This window comes from Ensifer sp. CCNWLY38 (assembly GCF_037120565.1).
GTDB classification, from domain to species: domain Bacteria; phylum Pseudomonadota; class Alphaproteobacteria; order Rhizobiales; family Rhizobiaceae; genus Ensifer; species Ensifer adhaerens_H.
Genome location: NZ_JBBBBO010000010.1, coordinates 38305 through 59099, shown reverse-complemented (window position 1 = coordinate 59099; position 20795 = coordinate 38305). Strand labels below are relative to the sequence as shown.

The 20795-nt window shown below is 61.6% G+C and carries 19 protein-coding genes; 6 read left to right on the top strand and 13 right to left on the bottom strand.

Features of this window, described 5'->3' with window-relative positions:
* Nucleotides 1-2 precede the first annotated feature (2 nt).
* From V7S54_RS21435 to V7S54_RS21420, 4 genes are read left to right on the top strand one after another with little or no spacing between them, the layout of a single operon-like run.
* The gene (locus V7S54_RS21435; protein ID WP_336408739.1) at nt 3-533 is read left to right on the top strand and encodes a phage tail protein; all 531 of its coding nucleotides are present in this window, start codon (nt 3-5) and stop codon (nt 531-533) included.
* Between the two features lie 3 nt (nt 534-536).
* Nucleotides 537-1667 carry a hypothetical protein gene (locus V7S54_RS21430; protein WP_336557197.1) on the top strand — a complete coding sequence of 377 codons (1131 nt, stop codon included), beginning with the start codon at nt 537-539 and terminating at the stop codon, nt 1665-1667.
* A 27-nt stretch (nt 1668-1694) separates the two neighbouring features.
* Nucleotides 1695-2885, top strand: coding sequence for a hypothetical protein (locus tag V7S54_RS21425; protein ID WP_336408736.1), 1191 nt, complete (start codon nt 1695-1697; stop codon nt 2883-2885).
* Between the two features lies 1 nt (nt 2886).
* The gene (locus V7S54_RS21420; protein ID WP_336408735.1) at nt 2887-3390 is read left to right on the top strand and encodes a hypothetical protein; all 504 of its coding nucleotides are present in this window, start codon (nt 2887-2889) and stop codon (nt 3388-3390) included.
* 5 nt (nt 3391-3395) lie between these two features.
* Here the strand turns inward: V7S54_RS21420 and V7S54_RS21415 are convergent, their stop codons facing one another.
* Nucleotides 3396-4073 carry a hypothetical protein gene (locus tag V7S54_RS21415; RefSeq protein WP_336408734.1) on the bottom strand — a complete coding sequence of 226 codons (678 nt, stop codon included), beginning with the start codon at nt 4071-4073 and terminating at the stop codon, nt 3396-3398.
* Nucleotides 4074-4337: 264 nt separating this feature from the next.
* On the opposite strand from V7S54_RS21415, the gene V7S54_RS21410 reads away from it, so the two are divergent.
* On the top strand, nt 4338-4664 hold the full coding sequence (locus tag V7S54_RS21410; protein WP_442892588.1) for a hypothetical protein: 327 nt from the start codon (nt 4338-4340) through the stop codon (nt 4662-4664).
* Nucleotides 4665-5059: 395 nt separating this feature from the next.
* Here V7S54_RS21410 and V7S54_RS21405 read toward each other — a convergent pair whose 3' ends face one another.
* From V7S54_RS21405 to V7S54_RS21395, 3 genes are all read right to left on the bottom strand, one after another.
* A complete protein-coding gene (locus V7S54_RS21405) occupies nt 5060-5494 on the bottom strand; it encodes a ribbon-helix-helix protein, CopG family (protein ID WP_336408732.1) in 435 nt (144 codons plus the stop codon).
* A gap of 10 nt (nt 5495-5504) precedes the next feature.
* Nucleotides 5505-7490 carry a conjugal transfer protein TraG gene (locus V7S54_RS21400; protein ID WP_336408731.1) on the bottom strand — a complete coding sequence of 662 codons (1986 nt, stop codon included), beginning with the start codon at nt 7488-7490 and terminating at the stop codon, nt 5505-5507.
* Between the two features lie 544 nt (nt 7491-8034).
* Nucleotides 8035-9780, bottom strand: coding sequence for an adenylate/guanylate cyclase domain-containing protein (locus V7S54_RS21395; protein WP_336408730.1), 1746 nt, complete (start codon nt 9778-9780; stop codon nt 8035-8037).
* 570 nt (nt 9781-10350) lie between these two features.
* Here V7S54_RS21395 and V7S54_RS21390 point away from each other — a divergent pair.
* The gene (locus V7S54_RS21390) at nt 10351-11151 is read left to right on the top strand and encodes a class I SAM-dependent methyltransferase (protein WP_336408729.1); all 801 of its coding nucleotides are present in this window, start codon (nt 10351-10353) and stop codon (nt 11149-11151) included.
* A gap of 407 nt (nt 11152-11558) precedes the next feature.
* Here V7S54_RS21390 and V7S54_RS21385 read toward each other — a convergent pair whose 3' ends face one another.
* The 9 genes from V7S54_RS21385 to V7S54_RS21345 are packed head-to-tail and all read right to left on the bottom strand — an operon-like array spanning nt 11559 to nt 20794.
* Nucleotides 11559-12827, bottom strand: a complete 1269-nt coding sequence (locus V7S54_RS21385; protein WP_336408728.1) for a glycerate kinase type-2 family protein — start codon at nt 12825-12827, stop codon at nt 11559-11561.
* Nucleotides 12824-13021 (bottom strand): four-carbon acid sugar kinase family protein, encoded by a 198-nt coding sequence (locus V7S54_RS21380; RefSeq protein ID WP_336408727.1) that lies wholly within the window; start codon nt 13019-13021, stop codon nt 12824-12826. The genes V7S54_RS21385 and V7S54_RS21380 overlap by 4 nt, the downstream gene beginning before the upstream one ends.
* Complete coding sequence (locus V7S54_RS21375; RefSeq protein WP_336408726.1) at nt 13021-13983, bottom strand: YncE family protein; 963 nt, start codon at nt 13981-13983, stop codon at nt 13021-13023. The genes V7S54_RS21380 and V7S54_RS21375 overlap by 1 nt, the downstream gene beginning before the upstream one ends.
* Nucleotides 13980-14882: an SMP-30/gluconolactonase/LRE family protein gene (locus V7S54_RS21370; RefSeq protein WP_336408725.1), complete on the bottom strand. Its 903-nt coding sequence runs from the start codon at nt 14880-14882 to the stop codon at nt 13980-13982. The genes V7S54_RS21375 and V7S54_RS21370 overlap by 4 nt, the downstream gene beginning before the upstream one ends.
* Nucleotides 14883-14888: 6 nt before the next feature.
* Nucleotides 14889-15920 carry a 4-hydroxythreonine-4-phosphate dehydrogenase PdxA gene (locus V7S54_RS21365; RefSeq protein WP_336408724.1) on the bottom strand — a complete coding sequence of 344 codons (1032 nt, stop codon included), beginning with the start codon at nt 15918-15920 and terminating at the stop codon, nt 14889-14891.
* Nucleotides 15917-17035, bottom strand: coding sequence for an ABC transporter ATP-binding protein (locus tag V7S54_RS21360; protein WP_336408723.1), 1119 nt, complete (start codon nt 17033-17035; stop codon nt 15917-15919). The genes V7S54_RS21365 and V7S54_RS21360 overlap by 4 nt, the downstream gene beginning before the upstream one ends.
* The gene (locus V7S54_RS21355) at nt 17032-18975 is read right to left on the bottom strand and encodes a glycoside hydrolase family 127 protein (RefSeq protein ID WP_336408722.1); all 1944 of its coding nucleotides are present in this window, start codon (nt 18973-18975) and stop codon (nt 17032-17034) included. Before V7S54_RS21355 ends, V7S54_RS21360 begins: the two co-directional genes overlap by 4 nt.
* A gap of 32 nt (nt 18976-19007) precedes the next feature.
* Nucleotides 19008-19868 carry a carbohydrate ABC transporter permease gene (locus V7S54_RS21350; RefSeq protein WP_336408721.1) on the bottom strand — a complete coding sequence of 287 codons (861 nt, stop codon included), beginning with the start codon at nt 19866-19868 and terminating at the stop codon, nt 19008-19010.
* Nucleotides 19868-20794, bottom strand: coding sequence for a carbohydrate ABC transporter permease (locus V7S54_RS21345; protein WP_336408720.1), 927 nt, complete (start codon nt 20792-20794; stop codon nt 19868-19870). Before V7S54_RS21345 ends, V7S54_RS21350 begins: the two co-directional genes overlap by 1 nt.
* Nucleotide 20795: the final 1 nt, after the last annotated feature.

The following is a 20795-nucleotide window of genomic DNA, read 5'->3' as shown; positions in this document are numbered from 1 at the left end:
TCGTGCGATCTGACGAAATCGCCCAGCTCCTGCCTCAGCTTTACCGCGACACGCTCCGCATGGGCGGCGTTCTCGACGCAATCCTCGCGGTGATCGAGCACCTGCACGCGCCGATCGAGGATCGCATCGCGCGCTTCGACGCGTTTCTCGATCCGCGCCGCGCGCCGGACGGTCTCGTCGAGCTGATGGCGCGGTGGCTGGCGCTTGAGCCTTATCTTGACAACGGCAGGCCGGAGCAGCGCGGCCGGGCGGTCCGACCCGGCGCCTTGCGCGATCTTGTCGCCTATGCTGCCGAAGCGGCTCGCTCGAGAGGGACCAGCGGTGCGATCATCGGCATGCTGGAACGCGCCACGGCCGTCCCGGGCTTTGGCATTGAGGAAAATCCGGCGCAGGCGGACGGTCAGCCTCGACCCTTCCATATTCGGGTGCGCGTCCCCGCTTCGGCCGGCGATCAGATCGACCTGGTGCGCCGGATCGTGTCCGTCGAGCGCCCGGCCTTCGTGACGTTCGAACTGACGGTGGAGCAGGCATAGACCATGACGACATTTCAGATCAGCGACCCCGCCCCGACAGTCACCCTAACCGAGGTCGATGACGCCGGCCGGCGCGCCGCGCGCGGCAGCGTCGCCTTCGTCGTTACCAACACGACCGCCGTCGCGCGCACCGCCTCCGTCAGCGTGGTGCCCGGATTGGAGTCGGACAGGACCTCATTCTCGATTGTGGGCGCGTCGCCGACCGGTCCGACGACAACCAGCATCGATCTTCCGCCGCGCGGCGTGGCAACCGTGACCGTCATGATATCCGTGCCACTCGGCGAGGTGGCGCGAAATGGCGTGTTGTCGCTGCGGGCGGCCCTGGATGGCGACGAGGACAACGACGTCACCGACAGCCGGCCGGTCGCATTTTCCGTCGGTTCCGTGGCAGCGGCTGCCCCCGTCCCGCGCCCGGCACGCTTTCCCTGGTGGATGCTCGTCGCCGGCGCCGCGGTTGTCCTCGTCGTCGGCGGGCTGACGGCCTTGACCGTTTGGTCTGGTCGCCATCCGCCCCCGCCGCCTGCGCAGGAGGAGGACCTCACTGGTCTCGTATCCACGCAGCAAAAGATCGAATACCTGGAAAGGCGGAAGGGGGAAATCGGTGCCTTGACGGTAACGGTCGACCCGTCATCGTGCATCGTCAGGGGCGACTGGATCAGACGCAAGGCCTCGGCGCCGGGCGAGGGGGACAAGGCGACGATTTCGGCTGGCGTCGGGTCGAAGGTCGACGGTGACTGCCCTCGGGCGGAACCGCGGGGCGAAATCCACCCGAAACTCCAGGCTTACCGCACATGGGCGGCGAGAAATCCGGACATTTACGCTTCCATTCAGCCGTTCACCATCGAGGAGATCATCGAATTCCTCGAGCGACGCTTCAACGAGATTGGGTCCCTCAAACTCCACTACGATGAGAACGTCTGTTACGGGCTGGATAAGGTCGAGCCCGAAGTGCGGGACGATGGCACCATCGCCTCCGACAGCACGGGCAAGCAGATCTATGTCGCCCTCATCGGAACGAGACTTGATTCTCCTTGCCAGTCCGACGATCCAAGAAACGAACGGCGCCAGAAAATTCGCGACCTCAGCAGATGGGCGGATTCGAGAGATATAACCACGCTCGACAGACCGGAATAGGGCCGAACAACCGGGGGAATGTCTGCCATGCCGAGTTTCCAGATCAGCGACCCGACCGCCGCCGTCAGCTTGAGCGATGCCGAGGAGGGCGGCCAAGCCGTCTCCAGAGGCAACGTCGTCTTCGCGGTCGAGAACCTCACCACCCTGAAGCGGACCGCCACGGTTGCCGTCGCGCCGGAAAGCGCGGCCGACGCAGAGCACTACAGGATCGAAGGAGCGACCCCGACCGGCCCCACCGCCGTCAGCCTCGACTTCGCGCCGCGCCAGACGCAGAACGTGAGGGTCGGCATTGCCGCCAAACGTGGTGCCGAACCCGCGTCCTGCGCATTCCGGCTTCGGGTTACCCTGGAAACCGACCCCGACAACGATGTTGCAGAGAGCCGGCCCGTTGCCTTCACCGTGCCCGCCCAGGCGGTAGCGGCGCCGCCGAAACCCGGTTTTCCCTGGATTGCGCTGGCCGTCGCCGCCGTGCTGATCCTGGCGGTCGTGGGCGTGGGCCTTGCCTTCATCGTTCCTGGACTGGGCGGAGGACAGACGGAAGAGCCACCAACCGCAATTGAAGACAGTCTCAAGAATCAAACCCTCGACTATGCCAAGGGCGTAGTGACCGGAGCCGGCCTGACCCCCGTACCCAGAATAGGCCAGCGCGACGGCATCCCGGTAAATCAGGTATATGAGGCGCGGCGCGACCCCGGCGACCCCAATAAGATGATCCTTTACTACGATCCGGGTGTCGCCGGGCTCAAGGGCACGGCGATCGAGCATGCGAAGACCCTCGCCGGACAATGGGGGCTGACGCCGGGCCTCGTCAACGCGCCGGACGGCCAGTCTGAGCCCGGCATTGTCATAGCGGCAAAGCTCGACGATCTTGACCCCCACCAGCGCATCATGCTGACCTACGACGAGGGCGTGACCGTTAAAAACCTAGTTGGGCAACCGTTCTCGAAAATCGTCGAAGAATTCGGCCGTCTTGCCGGCAAGGCTTCGGCGCTTGTCGATCCGGTGACGATAAAGGATCCGCAGTCGTGTACGACGGGCGTCAACAGCCAGACCCCATTGGCGGACGCCAACCCCGGCAGCGCGAGCCTTTACAAAACCGGCACGCATTTCTCGTTCAAGCTGAAAGAGGGAACCAGGACGTCGCCACCGTGTTTTCGCCTTCGGCCGGATTGGGACCTTCTCCGGGAAATGCCCAATATCCTCCTCCGGGGCCAGTAACATGCGCTACGTCCTTGTCGCACTCCTGGTGATCGGCGTGCTCTTCGTTGCGATGATCGCGTTCATGCCGAACGAGCCTTTATCGCGGGAAGATGCCCGTAGCCTCGTTAAGGAGATCACCCGGGAAGGTCCCCCCGATTTCATCGCCTTCCTTGGACGCTTTTTCTCCCCGTTCGCGCCATCGGTCACACCGGAGCCGCAGGCGTCTGGCTGCCCCCTTTTCGTACCAAAGTCGGATACCCACTATCGCGTTCTCCGCGTCAGTCTGGCGCCTGGTGCCGAGGCTGGACGCTTGGAATTTGCTGCCGAAGATCCGCGCGAGGATGGCGGCCCGCTGCCTTATATCCTCTGTCTCAGGGCCACCGGATCGGTGCTGTCGCTTCCGCAGGGGTGCGACGTTTCTAACGGGGCAAAACCGGAGGGCACATTGCCGATCGGCCGCCACGGCGGTTGCCTTTCCTGGCTGGCGCTGGGCGCCAATCCGGCGCCGCCGCGCTTTGACTGATCCTGTCAGCCCGGAGCCAGTCCCCGCGCGGTCCTCACCAACGACCCGACTCCGCTGAGCGCCAGCAGGGCGAACCAGATCACTGCCGCAACGCCGAACACGATCGCGGCGATGGCGTCGACGATCGAAACCAGAAACACCGGCACGAGCGCATACACGTAACCGAGGCCAAACGTGAACAACAGCGATACGCCGGTTAATACCAATTGCCGCGTGTTCCTCAGCACGCCCGGAGCGGCAAACACGATCATCCCCAGCCCGGCCAACTTCAGGGTCATCACCATGGCGAGTATCGCCCGCACGGCGCCGGTCGCGAACGAGCCGAACACCGCAAGATATACCGCGGTTCCGAACGGGAGTGCCAGAAAGAGTGCGAGCATCATGTTAAGCAGGGCCAGAGCGGCAATGACCAAAACAATGCCCACAAAGATGCAGAAGACGCCCGCGACCAGCGCGACGATCCATTGTAGGCGTCCGGCAGCCGCGCCAAGCCCCGCGGCTTGCAATGCCAGCGACCCGTAGCCGTATACAATCAGAAGATCAAAGAGGCTCAGGGCCATCAGGCCCACGCCGGGGCGGGTGGCGTCCGCGGTGATCCCGAAACTGAGGGCGGTCCCGCCACTGACCGACGCGCCGACGACAAGCAGGAAGACGCCGAAGATCAGAAAGGGTGTCTTTATCATCTGCAATCCACGTGTTGGCTTTTGCCCAAGAAGCAAGCTGTCCATCAACGGTAGCAGAGTCCGGACGGCTGCACCACTTCGCCCAGTCCCGTGGTCTGAGCAGTATCTCAAGCATCAGAGAGCTGTGGAGACCATGATGCCGCACCTACATCTCAGGGACTGGGTTCCGGAAGCGAAGGCCGGCAGACATTTATCGACGCGGCGGTCGCTACTGTCCTTGACACGCGGACCGCCGACCCGACGAGGGTTCTCGGTACAGATGAGTTGGTTGTAGGCAGTATTCCTCGCACACAAATCCAGATCGGGGATCAAGTGATCAAGTCTGGCTTGACCACTGGAATCACTGCCGGGACAGTAAGATACATATCGATAGATTCGCCCGAAGCATTCAATCAGTTCGCGATCGAGAGCAACAACCACACTCCCTTCAGCGATCACGGAGACAGCGGCAGCGTCGTTCTTGTTCGCGACCTTGCCGGCGACCTGCGTGTGATGGGCCTTTTGTGGGGGAAAAACGAGGACGCGGGGCGAGAATACACCATCGTCTCTCCAATCGAAGCCGTTATTCAAGCCTTGAACATAGCGATTTGAGGAGCGGCTTACCACTAGTTGGGGTTCCGTGGGCATTTCTGCAATGATGCACCCTATCGTTACCGTTGCATTTTTGATTTGAGATGAGCGTGTTGGGCACCGGCCTGACGTGCTCTTCGCCAAAGTGACCATGCGATAGTATGAGCGGGATGAATGCGATGTCGTGTGAGGCGCGTGGCGATGAGGCGAATTTCCTAATATGGCCAGGGGATCAATTGCCGCTGTTGCGCCTTGTGCGATAACTTTGGCAGTGTTCAGCGGTTAGGCGCTGTTTGATGGGCACCCGCTTCGTTTGAAGGGCTCAGAAAGACGGCTTGCCAGCTATTGCCAGCCGCACTCCGGAACCGCCATTCGGCACCGGATCGGCCTCGGTCGCCACGGTAAACGGGTTAGGCCTAATCATCGGTCGGTAGCGCCGCGACATCCTCTGAAATCTCCTGCCGCAGCTTCGGCCCCTTGACGAGACGGCGGCCGAGGGCAGCGACGAAAGCGTCGTAACGCTCGCCGGCCTTGGCGCGGGCAGCGGCCTGCGCGGGGTCGGGCAGCGGCGGATTGGTCGTCAGCCAGAAGCGCACGAAGACGGCGAGTGTCTCGACCGCTATGCCGAGATCGCGTTCCAGGCGGGTCATGCGTCGATCGAGTTGGTCGAGCCGTTTTGTGGTTGTCGCCTCCTGGCGCTCCGCCGCATCGGGCGAAAGGAAGGAGGCGATGGAGGCTTCAGCGACAAGCGAACGCGACTGATCGCGGCGTGCCGCATACTCGCTGAGGGCCTTCATGACAGGCGGGTCGAGATAGACGGAGAGGCGTTGTTTCTTCGCTGCTTTTGTCATCGGGTGTGTGTCAAAGCTCCATTCCGTCATTTGGGTCGAGGGCAACTTGACGGGCAACACCCTGCATGAGCCGGGTCATACGGCGGTTGCGAAGGGCGTCTTCTTCGGCATCCTCCGGGGGCTCGTAGTCGAACTCGTTGTCGATTGGCTCTTTCTTCTCGATGACATCGGTCACGTTCAACTCAGGCCGCTGACGCCGTTCCGAGCCGGTCGGATCCTCGTCGTCGACATTCGCATCCAATTCGGCTGGCTCAAAAACGGCCCTCTGCGGAACGGACAAGGCACTCCAATCGTCGGCGCTTCCGCCGGTCCTGATCTTGAGTTCGGGCGGCGGAAAGAGGCGCTCCTTAAAAACGGGATCTTCATAGTAGCGTGCTTTTTTCGCGCGAATCGGTGGCGTGCCCGCAACCATCACGATCTCATCGGCGGGTGGTAGCTGCATCACTTCACCGGGAGTCAGCAGGGGGCGCGCGGTTTCCGAGCGCGAAACCATCAGGTGGCCGAGCCAGGGCGAAAGCCGGTGCCCCGCATAGTTCTTCATCGCCCGCATCTCGGTGGCCGTTCCCAAGGCGTCGGAAACGCGCTTGGCCGTGCGCTCGTCATTCGTCGCGAAGGAGACGCGCACATGGCAGTTGTCGAGGATCGAATTGTTAGGCCCGTAGGCCTTCTCGATCTGGTTCAGCGACTGCGCGATCAGGAAGCTCTTGAGCCCATAGCCCGCCATGAAGGCGAGGGCACTTTCGAAGAAGTCGAGGCGGCCGAGCGCCGGGAACTCGTCGAGCATGAGGAGGAGCCGGTGACGGGCGGCCTTTCCTTGCAGGTCTTCGGTGAGCCGCCGGCCGATCTGATTGAGGATCAACCGGATCAGCGGCTTTGTCCGGTTGATGTCCGATGGCGGGACGACGAGGTAAAGCGTCGTCGGCCGATCGCCGCCGACGACATCAGCGATCCGCCAGTCGCAGCGTCGCGTGACTTCGGCGACCACCGGATCGCGATAGAGCCCGAGGAAAGACATGGCGGTCGAGAGGACGCCGGAGCGCTCGTTGTCGGACTTGTTGAGCAACTCGCGCGCGGCGCTGGCGATGACGGGATGGGGCCCTGCCTTGCCGAGATGCGCGGTTTTCATCATGGCGGCGAGGGTGGACTCGATCGGACGTCTAGGATCGGAGAGAAATGCCGCGACGCCGGAAAGCGTCTTGTCCGGCTCGGCGTAGAGAACGTGGAGGATCACGCCCACCAGCAGCGCATGGCTGGTTTTTTCCCAGTGATTCCGTTTTTCGAGAGAACCCTCCGGGTCGACGAGGATATCGGCGATGTTCTGGACATCGCGCACCTCCCATTCACCGCGGCGGACCTCGAGCAGCGGGTTGTAGGCGGCGGATCTTGAATTCGTCGGATCGAACAGCAGCACGCGGCCGTATCGGGCCCGAAAGCCGGCAGTGAGTTGCCAGTTCTCGCCCTTGATGTCGTGGACGATGGCCGAGCCCGGCCAGGTCAGAAGCGACGGAACGACGAGACCCACGCCCTTGCCGGACCGGGTCGGCGCGAAGCACAGCACATGTTCGGGACCGTCGTGCCGAAGATAGTCGGAACCCAGCTTGCCAAGAACCACACCGTCGGGCCCGAGGAGGTCGGCCGACTTCACTTCTTCAGGGCCTGCCCAGCGCGCGGACCCATAAGTCTCGACGTTCTTTGCTTCCCGCGCACGCCAGACCGACATGCCGATCGCAACCGCTATCGCGCTGAACCCGCCGGAGGCTGCAATCATCCCGCCTTTCCAGAAGACGTCGGGCGCGTAGGCGTCGTAGAAGTACCACCACAAAAAGATCGAGGGTGGAGAGTAGACGGGCAAACCCGCAAGCTCGAACCAGGGGCGGCCAAGCTGAGCCTGGAATCCCAGCTGCCACGCCGTCCATTGTGTCGCGGTCCATGTCGTCAAGAGCACGATCAGGAGAACGGCGAGGATCTGGCCCCAGAGGATCTTGGTCGCGGACATGCTCCGACCTTCGTTGCAGTAAATGCGACACGATCGGGGATAACGATGTGCGTGTTCAAGCCGCCAGGCGCGGGGGGCGAATAAGCGGCGGGCAGGGCGCAGAAATACAGGCCGCCGGCGCGATTGAGTCGTTGCAGGTTTCACGGGGCAAATGGCAACGCCGAGCAGGGGCGACCTTCAGGCGTGGTTCTGGGCGCTTTTCCGATATGCGGTCCCGTGGAAATTTCTCGGGTGCCTGATAGCGGGCATTGATACGGGGCCGCGGAGGTCACGATCCGACCCAGAGTGTTTGCCGGTGGCTTAGAAGGGACCGTCCCGATTCGGCTCCGAACCGGAGGCCGTACAAGGGGATACTAAGGTCCGACCCGGGTGGGAAGCTCACATTGCTGCTGTCGATGTAAACGACCAAGAACCCGCCGAGAGCGGTCATTCTCGACGTTTCTCCGAAGCCGACATTCGCGCAATGACCGGAGGCCGAGTTCCTTGGACCCGCTGACAGGATCGCCGGCCACAGCGTCAGAAAACGTTGTCGCGTCGGGCATGGTCAAACGGAAAGCCCAGCTTTGCGATAACCGTCAAGCCAGTGGTCGCGGTCATCCTGATGCTTGCACATGGCAATGTGCGCCGCTGCAAACCTGGCGAATTCGAAATCAGCAGGTCGCGCGATTTCAAACCGGCGCCGCGCTTCCCGAGCTCTTTCCATCTGACCAAGCTGGGCGTAGCAGGCCGCTGCTTCGGCCCACATATGCGCCGGGGGATTCGGCCAGCGCTTGAACGCTTCAATGGCTCTTTCGTACTGATGAGCCATGTAACACGCGTCGATCAGGACCTCGAGTCTGGTCGCTGGATAGTGGGGGTCCAAGCGAAGCGCCTTCAAGACCCACTCTATGCCCTGGGTGTGATCTCCGAGATAGTTGAGGACTTCGCCGCGTCCCATGACCGTGAACCAGTCGTTCGGATTGAGGACTATCGCCCGCTTGGAGTGGATATCGGCAAGGTCGTGTTCGCCCGAGACCAGATACACCCAAGTGGCAGTCGCGTGCGCAAACGCGTCCGCGTCGTCGAGCGCCAAAGCACGCTCAACATGTTGCCGTGCATGCGCCAGCGCTTCGTCGGTAGGTGCGCCCCAACGAAAGACATTGTAGGCATACATGTAGGCAATGCGCGAATGAGCGCGGCCGCAGTGGGGGTCGATCTCAAGGGCTTTCTGGAACAGCTCAAATGCTTCTCGATCTCCGAAACCGCCGGACCTGAGGTGCGCTTCGCCGCGCAAAAGAAAATCGTAAGCGGTGAGGTCTTCGGTCGGCTTCCGACGCTCGTGCTCGGCGGCCGCTTCCTCGAGCCTTCCGGGCAGGATCGAGACGATGGATTGCGTAACCTCGTCCTGCACCGCAAAAATGTCGCCGGCCGTTCGGTCGTAGCGATCTGCCCATAGGTGGACCCCGGTACGGGCATCGAGTAGCTGGGCCGTAATGCGAAGCCGATCGCCGGACCTACGCACGCTCCCCTCCACGATATAACGCACGCCCAATTCGCGCCCGATTTGTTGAACATTGGCTGCCATGCCCCGGTACTGAAACGACGAGTTCCTCGCGATGACGAACAGCCAATGAAAGCGCGACAACTCGGTAATGATGTCCTCGGTGATGCCATCGCTGAAGTACTGCTGTTCTGGATCGCCGCTCAGGTTGTCGAAGGGCAGCACGGCGATTGACGGCTTGGCGGGGAGCGACAGCGTGCTTTCCCAGCGTCGGCATTCCTCTGGTGCAGAAGGCTGAACCAGCCGGGCGCGGTAGACGTGGATCGGTTCGGCGATGTTTTTCAGCTTCTGACGGCCGAGATCTTCGAATGCTACTTTCAGCTTGCCTTTGACTTGGTCGTGCAGACTGCCAGAGACGCAGACCCCGCCTGGTTCTGCGATCGCTTCCAGTCGTGCCGCAACATTGACGCCGTCCCCATAAAGGTCGTTTCCCTCGACGATCACATCACCAAGATTGACTCCGACGCGCAACACAATCGCCTGGTCGTCGGCGAGGTCGGTGTTAGCTTCAGCCATCTGCTTTTGCAGGTCGACTGCGCAACTGACAGCCCTCACCGCACTGGCAAACTCAACCAGCACGCCATCGCCCATCAGCTTCACGATACGACCGCCGTGTTGCGCGACCAGCGGCTCAAGAATGGTCCTGCGCCGCATTTTTAGCTTGGCCAGCGTACCATCCTCATCCGTCTCCATCAGGCGGCTATAGCCGACAACATCGGCGGCTAGAATGGCGACAAGGCGGCGGTCCATGGCTAGGCCCTCTACACGGACAGTGCCCGTGCATCGCCAATGTTAGGCTAATCCCATGTCGGATGCCACTTCCGAGCAATACCTGGAGTTACTGAGACCCGGCTGCAGCGCGCATTCTATCCGGTCTGCCGGAACCACGATGGCGAACGTCCGCTGTCCGGCGGCGAAATGAGCTCTACAGGTCAGCCCAGGGTTCAACTTGCGTCGTTGCGTGCTCTGGCCTGAACGACCGGAACGGGTGGGGAGCGGAAGTTCGGCAGCCGCTCGGCTCAGGTCTGGTTCGCGCCATATACCCGACGTTCGGCGCTTCTCAATGGCGGTCATCTGCGCTGGCGATCTCTATTGAACCGTACATCATCTGGAAAGTCGGGGGATTCGAGACCGTCAACGATGGCGGCTGCAGGCGCTGGGTCGCCGACGTGATACGTACGCTGCCAACTCGCTGGCCCGGAGCGAGCCAGTTGGCAGTGGGGGACACGGTCGCGCCACCCCACAGGCCCTGTCGCGTTGGATGTTGACGGCAAGCGGGCGGCAGTGAAACAATTATGCGTTCCCGATGAGGAGTGTGACATGGCTACGTTCGTGGCGACAAACCCCGAAGCCTATGAAGCGTATGTTGGGCGGGGCAGTCAGGGTCTCGCCCCTGCTTTCGTGCGCTTCGCCGGTGTTTCAGCCAACGAGCGAGTTCTAGACGTCGGCTGTGGCACGGGGCATTTGACACGTGCAATCGCGGCAGCGAACGCACGTGCGACCGGTATCGATGTGTCAATGTCATATGTCGATTTCGCGCGACGCGCGACTGCCGACGAGAAGGTCATTTTTGACGTTGGTGATGCCCTAGATCTGCCGTACTCGGATGGCGTTTTTGAACGCGCGTTGTCTATGCTCGCTCTAGATTTGCTTACCGACGCGGCCCGAGGCTTACGCGAATTTTGTCGGGTCACGCGGCCGGGAGGCACTGTGGCAGTGGTCGTCAACAACTTCCGCTGCGGCTGGACGCCGTTCAGCTTAGTTTGGGACGCGGCGGCGGTGCTCGATCCTGATGGCGCAGCGATGCGCGATGAAATGGTATCCAAGCCGCTGGGTTGGCCTGGCGGGCTCGCAAGACTGTTCGGTATGGTTGGTTTCGCGAATGTGGTGGAAGAACAACTCGGCGCGATCTTCGAGTACCAGTCGTTCGAAGACTATTGGTCCAGCTTTCTCACGGGGCAGGGAAAGACTGGCAGCTATGTCAAGAACCTCGAAGGCGCGCAACGCAGCGAATTGGAGCGCCATGTCAAGGCAGCGTACCTTTGTGGCATGGTGGACGGTCCACGTGCCTTTGCCACCTCGTTCTGGGCTGTGCGCGGTGAGGCCCCAACACAGCGGTAGCGCGCTGACCCTTGAGGCAGTTGGGGGGCTCAGATCAGCACCAGCATCCGGGGAGCGCGCGACAGGCGAAAACTCGCCCGGAAGGCAAACCTGCTTGGTCTCAGCGAGCGGGTTTACGAGCGCTATGAAAATAGCGTTTCGCGGCTCACCGTCAGTCGCTTGGTCCATCTCTGCGAGGTCCTGGGCTCTAGTCCGGAGCAGCTTCAATCGCCTGCTGCGCCCCATCTTTGGGGCGAGACCACGACCACGGCGGATTTGCTGATCGCGTCCATCGAAAAGCTGCGGACTTTCGACGAGGAAACCCTGCGGGACGTTTTCAGCCTGCTCTGCCGATTAGACACCACCAAAAGCGACGGCGGCAGCAATGGCGCGTTGGAAGCCGTGCCATTGCCCGCCGGTGGTTCCTCCTACAAAATGACTATCGCTCTAAAATCATTCACGTTTGTCCCGGTCGGCCCGGGGACGAACAGGTCGCCAAGTGCGTTGAACGCGGTCCAGGTATCGTTGCGCGTAAGTGCATCCCGGGGATCGATTCCGGCCTGCCGCAAGCGGCTTACGGTGGTGCTGTCGGCGAATGCCCCGGCATTGTCTTCGGTGCCATCGATGCCGTCGGTATCGGCTGCAATTGCGTGGATGTTGTCGAACCCGGCAATCTTGATGGCGAGAGAAAGCAAGAACTCCGTGTTCCGACCACCCTTGCCGGGGCTGCGAACGGTCACCGTCGTCTCGCCGCCCGAGAGCAGCACCACCGGTTTGCGGAACGGTCGATCCCGCCTGCTCGCTTCCAGGGCGAGCGCCGCGTGGAAAAGCCCGGCGTCACGGGCTTCGCCTTCGACTTCATCAGAAAGGATCACCGCATCGACGCCATGTTCACGCGCTGTTTCGGCGGCAGCTTCCAGCGATAAGCGTGCCGATGCCACCAAATGCGTCTCATTTTCTCGGAAGCGCGCATCGTCCGGCGAAGGGGTATGTGCGCAATTGATGATGTGATCGCGCGTTCTTTCCGGAAGAACGATGCGATATGCCTCCAGTGTCGTGGCCAGATTGATATCGCCTTCGCCGGCCGGGATTGTCGGGCCGGAAGCGACATCCCAAAGCATGTCGCCCGGAATGTCGGAAACCACCAGGCTGACCACCTTCGCCGGATACGCCGCGGCGGCAAGCCGCCCACCTTTGATTATGGAAAACCGCCGCCGGATGGGGTTCATCACCGAAATCGGTGCGCCGGATTTCAGCAGTTGCTCGTTGAGCGCGATTTCATCGGAAAGATCGAACCCTTGCGGTGGCGCGGGCAAAAGTGCGGAACCCCCGCCACAGACGAGAGCCACAACGAGGTCGTCGGGTGTCAGATCTCGAACGCGCTTGAACAGCCTTGCCGACGCGGCAAGCCCATTCAGGTCCGGAACGGGATGGCTGGCCTCGAGGACCTCGATATGGCTACAGGGGGTGCCGTAGCCATATCGGGTTACCACGGTTCCTTCCAACGGCCCCGGCCAAACTGCCTCCAAGGCTCGAGCAAGCTGGGCCACACCTTTGCCGGCGCCAACAACGATCGTGCGGCCTTTCGGTACGGGTGGCAGGTACCGCTCGATGACCCTGGAGGGATCAGCCGCGGCAACCGCGGCGTCGAACAGAGACGCAAGGAAGCTCTTCGGATCGATGGCGCCCTCGTTCATTTTGTGTAGCAGCCCTGGGCAACAAGCCAGCGCACAGCTTCCAGCGAACGGGACACTGCCTCGTTCACTGGAACGGTGCGTGTCTTAAGTGCCACGACGCCCGCCTCGCAGTCCGGTTTGCCGGTGCCAGGCCCTACGAAATGCGTGAGGTCGCTGGCTCGGGTGAAATCGTCGGCAATGGCTCCGAGCAGCATCAGGCGGTTCCTGTCATGGACGGGTCGAGCAGGAAACACGAATCCGGCTCGCAGTTCGTCCAGAATGTGCTGACGACTGCGAGGCGGGACAGGTCTACTTCCGCGCAAGTATCTCCGGTCAGGGAAATAAAAGCCGTCTCGCCCCGGATGTGGGCGGCTAGCGGTATGCCGCCAAGCGGCATCACAGCCAGTTCCCGCATAGTCTCGGCGTCAACGACGGAAATGCTTCTGTCGCCACAGTTCGCCACCAGCAGCCGTCCGCGGCTCATACCGTAGATCCGCAGCGGATCTCTGCGCGTGGCCATCCTCTTCACGATGGTCATGCTCGCGGTTTCGATCGCCACCAGCGTATCGGACAGGCGGTTGGCAACATAAAGCATGTCGCCGTCCGGGGAGAGCCATAAGCCTTCGGGCCTTTCGCCGGGCGAAATGGCGATCGGCGCGATCGTTGCATCGCGCGGTGACACCTTCGTCACGGTATGGCTGAGCAGGTTGCAGCAATAGGCAGCCGTGCCATCGCCGCTCACCGCAAAAAGGTGGCTCTTCAGGCCGCCGCTCGCCACGGCGCGCGAGGGCGCCGTGGCGGTTAGCGGATCATCGAAACTTAGGAGCACATTCTGCGCCTCGCTGAGGACGAGCAGGCGCCCGTGGCCGTCAAGCGCGATACCATGCAGGCGACCGTATGGCCGGCAGTCGATTAGGTGTGAAACCTTGCACGCAGCCAGGTCCACCACCGCTATGGAAGTACCGCCGTCGCCAGCATCGGCCGACGTGCGAACGCCGTAGTGGGCCACATAGGCATGTCCGCGGTCTGCGGTGACCGCAATCTCATGGGAAAAGCGCGGCAGAGCGATGCTATTTAGCCGTTCCGTCGTTTTTCGGTCGTAGAAGCTTAGGCAATGGCTGCTCTTTTCGACGAGCATCAGTACCTGACCGCGTGACTTTCCACTTTCCTTCATCATGGCTGGATCGCGCCCTGCGTCAATAAGTCGATGGCGTAAAGCGACGTCGAGGCGGTTATGAACAGCCGTCTGCGGTCGGGCCCACCGAACGTGCAATTGGCGATGATCTCGGGCACGAGGATTTTTCCTAGCCTGCAGCCACCCTGAGCATACACCTGGATGCTGTCGTGCGAGGAGGTGAAGATGTTGCCGTGAACGTCGATCCTGAAACCGTCGGAGGCGCCTGGCCTGATGTCGGCGAAGACGCGGCCCTTGGCGAGGTAGCGCCCGTCGATGACGTCAAAAACGCGTATGTGACGCGGGCCGCCCGGTATGTGCGAAAAACCCGTGTCGGAAATATAGAGAAGGCTTTCGTCGGGTGAAAACGCCAGTCCGTTCGGCTTCTCAAAATCGTCTGCGACGATCTCCAGTTCGCCTGTCGAAGGGTCGAAGCGATACACATGGCATGCGCCGATTTCGCTGTCGGCCTTGACGCCTTCGTCGTCGGATAGGATGCCGTAGGACGGGTCAGTGAACCAGATTGTCCCGTCGGATTTCACCACGACGTCGTTGGGCGAGTTCAGCCGCTTGCCTTGGTAGCGGTCTACCAGCGTGACAACGGTGCCGTCCCGCTCGGTGCGGCTGATGCGCCTGCCCGAATGCTCGCAGGAGACCAAGCGGCCTTCGCGGTCGCGCGTGTGGCCGTTGGTGTGGTTGGACGGTTGGCGAAAGACGGAACCGCCCGCGTCGGGATGCCACCGGAGCATGCGATTGTTAGGAATATCGCTCCAGGTGACACTGCCGTCCTCCCACCAGACCGGGCCCTCGCTCCAGACCGCGCCGGTCCAAAGCCGTTCCAGCCGGGCGCTAGGATCTACCAGTTTCATCATACGTTGATCTTCAATGACAATATCGCTCATGCCGTCTCAGCCCCGTGTTGTTGCAGCCGCAGTGGCCATGCGCGCCGCGAGCAGTACCGCTTCCTCGCTGGCGCGCGGATTGGCGACACCTTTTCCGGCGATGTCGTAGGCCGTGCCATGCGCCGGCGTGCAGACGGGGAAAGGGAGGCCGCCCAACATTGTCACGCCGCGGTCGAAACCCATCAGCTTCATCGCGATCTGCCCCTGATCGTGGTACATGGTTAGGACAGCGTGATATCCGCCCTTGAGGGCCGCCACGAAGACCGTATCGGCCGGGTGCGGGCCGGAGACGTCGAAACCGTCTGCAACGGCCGCCTCGACCGCCGGGCCGATGATGTCGATCTCTTCCATGCCGAAGCTACCGCCGTCGCCCGCATGCGGGTTGAGGCCCGCAACGAGAAGGCGCGGCGCCTTGATGCCGGAGCGTTTTAAGCATTCTACGGTCAGGCAGATCTCGGACTGTATCGCTTGCCTCGAAAGGCTGCCCGCAACCTCCTTCAGAGGAATATGCGACGTGACACGGGCGTTCCAGACTGTATCGAGAACATTGAACTCCCTGACCCTGCCGGTTAGGTGCAGGAGGTCAGCGATGAAGCGGCTCTCGTCGTCGTAACCAGGATGGGCAAGGCGCATCGACTTCTTGTTGAACGGCGTGTAGCAGACTGCGGCTACGTTTCCTGCCTCCGCAAGCCGCAGGGCGAACGAGAAATTCTCGATGGCAAAGCGCCCGCCTTCCAGAGTTGCTCCGCCGGCCGGCGCGTTCGCGGGATCGAGATTGCGCAGATCGATCAGGACCGGTTTGTTGGCGGAGCCGATTGCGGTGTGCTCCACCGTTTCGATATCCAGTGCCAGACCCGCAGTCCTCGCTCCGTATTCCAGAATGCGCCTGTCTCCGATCACGACCAGGCGCGCGGCCGCGCCGGCCCTTTCGGACACGAGCAACCGAGCGGCGAGTTCGGGGCTGATACCAGCCGGGTCGCCCATGGCGAGAGCAATGAGGGGCCGGCCGTCTGTCGCGTTGGCAATGGTCGAGTTCATGAGGCTGCAACCATTTCCGCCGGAGCCGGACGCACCCGCTCACCGCTCGGGGCAAACAGGCGGAGGCATTCAATATCGCAGTTCAGCCAGACCGCCTCGCCCGGCGAAAAGTCGCGTCCGTCGCGTTGCTCGACCGTGATGCTCTCCCCGCTGGGGAGGTAGCAATACAGATAGCGGGTGCTGCCGAGATATTCGGCAAAGTCGACCGTTGCGCGCAATGACCCCGCGTTGCGATCTCCCAGTCGCAGATGTTCGGGGCGGATGCCGAGCTTGATGGTCTCTCCCGCCGACACGCCCAAAAGCGACTGCTGCAGCGAAATAACGGTATCGGCGACTTTGATGCAATTTCCGTCCACATAAGTCGCATCGACGATGTTCATTCGCGGTGACCCGATGAAACCTGCGACGAAAAGGTTGTTTGGATCCTCGTAAACCTGGTGCGGCGTGCCGATCTGTTCGATGCGCCCGTCTCGTAGCACGACGATGCGGTCGGCAAGCGTCATGGCTTCCGTCTGGTCATGGGTGACATAGATCATCGTGTTGCCTAGTTCGCGGTGCAGGCGGGCGATCTCAATACGCATGCTGACGCGCAGCTCCGCATCGAGATTGCTGAGCGGCTCGTCGAAGAGGAAGGCGAGCGGCTTGCGCACGATCGCGCGGCCGATCGCCACGCGCTGGCGCTGTCCACCGGAAAGCTGCCCCGGACGACGATCAAGCAGCGGGCCGATCTTGAGGATCTGCGCTGCGGCGTTGACCCTCTGCTCGATTTCGTTCGGCGGCGTTTTTGCCATCTCCAGTCCGAAGGCGAGGTTTTCCCGGACGCTCATATGCGGGTAAAGCGCATAGGACTGGAACACCATCGCAATTCCGCGCTTCGACGGATCGAGGTCCGTGACGTCCCGACCGGCGATGAAGATGTCGCCGGAAGTTACATCCTCGAGACCTGCGATCATGCGCAGCAACGTGGATTTGCCACATCCGGATGGGCCGACGAAGACGACGAACTCACCGCCTTCGATCGTCAGATCGATGCCATGAACGACAGTCAGGCCGCCGAAGCTTTTCCGGACGCTGCGAAGCTCGATCTTCGCCTTTTCATGTGCGGCTTTCGTCATCTTTGCGTCCTCACCCATACGAGCATCTCGCCCGGCGCCCGATTGTCCCAAAGATGATAAGGCACGAACCGCGCCGTGGTGTCTTTCAGCGTGGGTTTCGCGGTGCCGTATAGTTTGCCTTCCCAATCGTCCCAGCATTCGCGCTTTGCCCTGACGTCGATGGCCACGGCTTTGCCGAGTCCTTCCAGAGAGGCCGTTCCGGCATCCGTCACATTGTCGGGGATGACAAGGCCGTTGAGGCCCTCGCCGTTGTCGACTTCCTCCGCGCAGTAGATCATCGGGCCACGCGCAAGGGCGACACGACCCAGATCGGCTTTCACCGCCGGATTAGCGTGCAAGGCACGAACATTCATAGCGAGGTCCAGAACGATCGTTTCGCCGCCGCGCCAGAGACGGTCGATCTTCAGATAGCCTTTGTGCTCGATCTCTGCGATATCGATGGCCGCGCCGTCTATGGAAAGCGTTGCCTCGCGGCACCAGCCCGGCACGCGAAGGGCGAGCTTGAAGGTTGCAGGTGCATCGACCGCGACGGTTATCGCGATCCGGCCATCCCACGGATATCGCGTCTGTTGCTTGAGGGTTACGGACGTTGCGCCCACGGCCAGCCGCGCGGTGCTGTCCTCGTACAGGTGGACCGCCAGCTCGTCCGCGGCCACGCCATACATATAGCTTCCGATCGAGGCGACAGTCCGGGCAATGTTGGGCGGGCAGCAGGGGCAGCGATGCCATGTCCAGCGATGGTGCGTTCCGCGACTTTCCAGCGGGTTGTCGTAGAAGAACTTTGCGCCGTCGGTCGCGAGGCCCGAAAGGGCGCCGTTATAGAGCGCTTGCTCCATGATGTCCGCATAGAGCCGGTCGGGGCCGCGCCCCAGCATGCGGCTTGCCCACATGATCAGGCCAACGGCCGCGCAGGTTTCCGCATAGGCGCTTTCGTTGGGCAGGTCGTAATAGTCCGTGAACCCTTCATTGCTCGCCGCGGGGCCGATGCCGCCTGTGACATACATTTGCTTGGTCGTGAGGTCATCCCACAAAACCTTCAGCGCGTTGGTCAGGCTGTCGTCGCCGAACTCCGTCGCGACGTCCGCCATGCCGGAGTAGAGATACATGGCCCGCACGGCATGGCCGATGACTTTCGTCTGCTGGCGAACGGGTACATGTGACTGATTGTATTCATAAATACGGTGCCGGTACTGCTTCGGATCGTCGCCGCGTTCTGCGGTTTCCACGTCGAAATAGTGCGGCTGCTGCCCGCGCTGGTCGATGAAGAAACGGGCGAGATCGAGATATCGCTGCTCGCCTGTTGCACGGCCGAGCCGAATAAGCGCGAGTTCGATCTCTTCATGGCCACAATAGCCCGGCCGCTGCCCCGGCCGTGGCCCGAACATATTGTCGATATGGTCCGCGTAGCGGCACATGACGTCCAGAAGTTTGCGCTTGCCGGTCGCATGGAAATAAGCAACGGCAGCTTCCATGAGATGGCCCGCGCAGTACAGTTCGTGGCAATCGCGCAGATTGGTCCAACGCTTGCCGGGTTGCATGCGGATGAACCAGGAATTCAGATAACCGTCAGGCTGCTGCAGCTTTTGAAACATGTCGATGATCGCATCGATCTTTGCTTCAAGGTCATGATTGGACTCGCGATAAAGAACATAGGCGGCCGCTTCAATCACCTTGGCGACGTCCGAGTCCCAGAACATCTGAACATTGGCCGTATCCGGCGAGCCGTCGGGGCGCGTGTGATAGGGCAGGCGCAGTTCCGGCACCGGCCTGTCGGGATCGATCTGGTCCAGCATGCCGGCCGCGACGCAGCGATCGTAGAGGATCATCACGGTCTTGTCGGCAACCGCGTCGATGCGTTCGCCCCAGAAACCTTGCACATCGACATCGGGGACGGCGGGGGGGCGGAAGCCGCTTGCAGCGGCTGAATCAAAGTTTGTCATGTGTCGTAATCCATTTAGTTCAGTAGTTGGAGTTATTTCACAGCGCCTGCAGTCAGACCGCGGATGTAGTACCGCTGCAGCGCGAGGAAGATCACGAGGCAGGGTGCCATCATCAACGTCACACCGGACTGCACAGCACCCCAGTCGATCGTGCCGAACTGGCCGGAGCGGACCGCCGCCATCAGGACGGGCAGAGTGTACTTATCCTGGTCCGTGAGCAGGATCAGTGCGGCCAGGAATTCGTTCCAGGAAGCCAGGAAGGCGAAGATGGCCACGGTCGCGACACCCGGCAGGACAAGCGGCAACATAATGCGATAGAGGACGGCGAAGATCGGAGCTCCATCCACGCGCGCGGCATCCTCGATCTCTTTCGGCACCGCGTCGAAAGCGTTGCGCATCATGAAGATCGAGAAAGGCAATTGCAGCGTCACATAGACGAATACGATCCCTGTCAGCGTGTTCTGCAGCCCGAGCTTCGTCAGGATCAGGAAGAGTGGCGTCAGAATAGACTGGAACGGGATCATCACGGTCGAGATGATCAGCACGAACAGCACGTTTTTTAAGGGGAACTGGAAGCGGGAGAAGCCGTAGCCGGCGAGCAGGCTGACGATCACAGAGGCCACCACGGTTGCAGCCGACACCGCCAGGCTGTTTCCGGTATAAGTCCAGAGGCCCGAGCCGTACTGCGCGAGGTTTTCGTAGCTCTGCACGCTGAAGCCCTCGACGGGCCATGGCGGCAGCGGCGGCTGCCTGGCCTCGATGGACGGCTTGAAGCTGACCAGAACGCTCCAGGCGAGCGGCGCGACGAAAAGGAGGGCCGTAGCAAACCCGAACCCGTGATATCGAACGGCCTCGAACAATCGGCGCGTCGGAGAAGTGCGGTTGCGGGCCATCACATGCCCTCCGGGGTGCGGAGCAGCCGCAGTTGCACGACGCTGATGACGACAAGGATGGCCAGGAGGACCATGGATAGCGCCGCCCCGTATCCGAGATGGAAGGAAACGAAGGACTGACTGAATATCCAGTAGACCGCCGTCACCGTGCTGTTTTGTGGACCGCCGTCAGCGATGATGTAGAACTGGTCGAAAGCAAGCATCGAACCTGCCACGGAAAGAATGAGCGCGAGCGCGATCGTTCGGCGCATGAGGGGAAGCGTGATTCGCCGAAAGCGCTGCCAGGGAGAGGCACCGTCCATGCGTGCGGCCTCCTGCACCTCGGTTGAAATGCCCTGCAGGCCGGTCAGCAGGATGATCATGTTGAAGCCGGCGGTCTTCCACACAACCATGATGATGATCGACCAGAACGTCGTATTGAAATCGGCGAGAAGGTTAACCCGCTTGTCGGTCAGGCCCAGGTAGTGGGCGGCAGGGGAGAACAGCCCTGAGTCAACATCGAGCAACCATGCCCAAAGCAGGCTGGCTGAGCCGAAGCCGACGACGACCGGCAGGAAAAACGCGGTGCGGTATAGCTTCGTGAGCGGGCGTGACTTCTCGGCAAAGAGTGCCATCGGAAAGGCCACGGAAAATATCGCAACGGTCACGGTCAGCGTATAGTACACAGTGAAGCGTAACGAAGCCCAGAACTGTGCATCCTGTGCGAGCCTGGCGTAGTTGTCGAACCAGATGAACCGGGGCCTGCCGAGCAGGGGCCAATTGTGAAGCGACATCCAGAACGCCATCCCCAAAGGGATGACAAAAAAGGTCAGCACCAGCAGGAAAGCTGGAGTTACGAAGAGAATGCCCGCAAGCTGGTTGCGGCGCCGCCTGACGCTCCTTCGAGGGGTGAGCGTGGCATTATGGAGTTGCTGTTGGTGGGTCATC

Coding starts and splice junctions, on each gene's coding strand:
- V7S54_RS21430 (WP_336557197.1), top strand. CDS start 537: ATGACGACATTTCAGATCAGCGACCCCGCCCCGACAGTCACCCTAACC.
- V7S54_RS21425 (WP_336408736.1), top strand. CDS start 1,695: ATGCCGAGTTTCCAGATCAGCGACCCGACCGCCGCCGTCAGCTTGAGC.
- V7S54_RS21420 (WP_336408735.1), top strand. CDS start 2,887: ATGCGCTACGTCCTTGTCGCACTCCTGGTGATCGGCGTGCTCTTCGTT.
- V7S54_RS21415 (WP_336408734.1), bottom strand. CDS start 4,073: ATGATAAAGACACCCTTTCTGATCTTCGGCGTCTTCCTGCTTGTCGTC.
- V7S54_RS21405 (WP_336408732.1), bottom strand. CDS start 5,494: ATGACAAAAGCAGCGAAGAAACAACGCCTCTCCGTCTATCTCGACCCG.
- V7S54_RS21400 (WP_336408731.1), bottom strand. CDS start 7,490: ATGTCCGCGACCAAGATCCTCTGGGGCCAGATCCTCGCCGTTCTCCTG.
- V7S54_RS21395 (WP_336408730.1), bottom strand. CDS start 9,780: ATGGACCGCCGCCTTGTCGCCATTCTAGCCGCCGATGTTGTCGGCTAT.
- V7S54_RS21390 (WP_336408729.1), top strand. CDS start 10,351: ATGGCTACGTTCGTGGCGACAAACCCCGAAGCCTATGAAGCGTATGTT.
- V7S54_RS21385 (WP_336408728.1), bottom strand. CDS start 12,827: ATGAACGAGGGCGCCATCGATCCGAAGAGCTTCCTTGCGTCTCTGTTC.
- V7S54_RS21380 (WP_336408727.1), bottom strand. CDS start 13,021: ATGCTGCTCGGAGCCATTGCCGACGATTTCACCCGAGCCAGCGACCTC.
- V7S54_RS21375 (WP_336408726.1), bottom strand. CDS start 13,983: ATGATGAAGGAAAGTGGAAAGTCACGCGGTCAGGTACTGATGCTCGTC.
- V7S54_RS21370 (WP_336408725.1), bottom strand. CDS start 14,882: ATGAGCGATATTGTCATTGAAGATCAACGTATGATGAAACTGGTAGAT.
- V7S54_RS21365 (WP_336408724.1), bottom strand. CDS start 15,920: ATGAACTCGACCATTGCCAACGCGACAGACGGCCGGCCCCTCATTGCT.
- V7S54_RS21360 (WP_336408723.1), bottom strand. CDS start 17,035: ATGACGAAAGCCGCACATGAAAAGGCGAAGATCGAGCTTCGCAGCGTC.
- V7S54_RS21355 (WP_336408722.1), bottom strand. CDS start 18,975: ATGACAAACTTTGATTCAGCCGCTGCAAGCGGCTTCCGCCCCCCCGCC.
- V7S54_RS21350 (WP_336408721.1), bottom strand. CDS start 19,868: ATGGCCCGCAACCGCACTTCTCCGACGCGCCGATTGTTCGAGGCCGTT.
- V7S54_RS21345 (WP_336408720.1), bottom strand. CDS start 20,794: ATGACCCACCAACAGCAACTCCATAATGCCACGCTCACCCCTCGAAGG.